General features: G+C 48.1%; 1 protein-coding gene and 2 pseudogenes. All 3 read left to right on the top strand.

Annotated elements, in window-relative coordinates; genetic code table 11:
• Positions 1 to 477, top strand: a pseudogene (locus DTS01S_RS31010) (RHS repeat-associated core domain-containing protein); the annotation flags it as partial.
• Complete coding sequence (locus DTS01S_RS30810; protein WP_128422766.1) at positions 477 to 725, top strand: hypothetical protein; 249 nt, start codon at positions 477 to 479, stop codon at positions 723 to 725. The pseudogene DTS01S_RS31010 and the gene DTS01S_RS30810, both read left to right, overlap by 1 nt.
• A 218-nt stretch (positions 726 to 943) precedes the next feature.
• A pseudogene (locus tag DTS01S_RS30230) lies at positions 944 to 1333 on the top strand (RHS domain-containing protein); the annotation flags it as partial.

The following is a 1333-nucleotide window of genomic DNA, read 5'->3' as shown; positions in this document are numbered from 1 at the left end:
TTAGGCGGAACTAATCATTTCAATTACCCTGAAAATCCATTGAATTGGATAGATCCGATGGGATTACGCTCAATTGGTCCCCCTGCGGCGGGAACATACTATCCACGAGGACAAATACCAAGACCTATTCCTCGTAGCGATCTGCCTCGTCGTGCAGCATATGAGGCTGCCGCGAACATGACGCAAACGCCAAATCCGGGGTATCCAGGGGATCCGCTTGATCTTCCATGTGTTGAATGGGATTGTTCTGATAAAAATTCACTTGCTTGCAAATCTGGCGATTCAAAAAAATCCACAGACTTCATTCCCCCTGCAAATTCAACTGCAGATCCTCCACAGGGATGCCGCTGCGTATCTGCAGGTAGAGATCCAGCGTATCAAATGCCATTTGATCCAAAAGTAGATCCATTCTCCAATGCTTATGATGTTAAAGATAATTGGAAGAAAGGGTTAGGGATTTTTAGACTGGGAAGATAATGAAAAAATTACTTTTCTTAATTGGTTGTTTCTTTATTGTTGTTACACTTGGATTGCCCGATGGAGTCAATATTCATACAGGTGTAAAATCGTCTCCATTCTATTTTATTTATTGGTTGGCGTTTCCGATTTTAGATTTTTTTGGAGAATGTGGTGGTATATTTTTGGGTGTGGTATTTATTATTTTTGCTATTTTTCCAAAAAATAAAAAAAATAAGTTACAGAAGGATGGAAATAAAAATAAATGAATGCGTTATATCGGATTTTTGGCATGTTTTATTAATTAACGGATTGCACGAAATTCATAGAAATGCACGGAGTACGCACCCCATCCAGCGTGTCGACACAAACTAAAGATCAGTGGCGAAAAAGCTAATGAGAAATGTCTTCTCGTACAGCCCTCACAGCCCAAATCGCTACACATTCGACAGCAACAATCACAGCCTGCACCAAGCGGAACACCTGGAACACAATGGCCAGCGGCGATCCCCAAGACGAGCCTCACCTGCCGGGGCAAGCCATGACTGCGGGCATGCCGCAGGATAGCGACGACGACCACTAGGCGCCAGCCCTGGCCCTCATGCAAACCACCCTCAGCGACGTGCCGAGGGACATGCAGCAAGAGGCCGCCCGCCACCTGCGCCACACCCTGGAGCACAGCCTGCAGCCCAGCGTCCAGGCGATCCTGGGCGAAGAGGCCGAGGGCACCACACGCCTACTGAGCGGCATGCAGGCAAAACTGCAGGAACAGGAGCGGCAACAGCGCATCGCCATCTCACTACCACTGCGACCAACTGGGCACGCCAATGGTCCTGACGGACCAGACCGGCCAAGTGGCCTGGGTAGCAAGCTGGAT

Origin of the sequence: Delftia tsuruhatensis NBRC 16741, assembly GCF_001571325.1 — a bacterium.
In the GTDB taxonomy this organism is placed as follows: Bacteria; Pseudomonadota; Gammaproteobacteria; order Burkholderiales; family Burkholderiaceae_C; genus Comamonas; species Comamonas tsuruhatensis.
The sequence above is the reverse complement of the archived record's forward strand: the minus strand, read 5'-3'. Positions and strand labels throughout refer to the sequence as shown.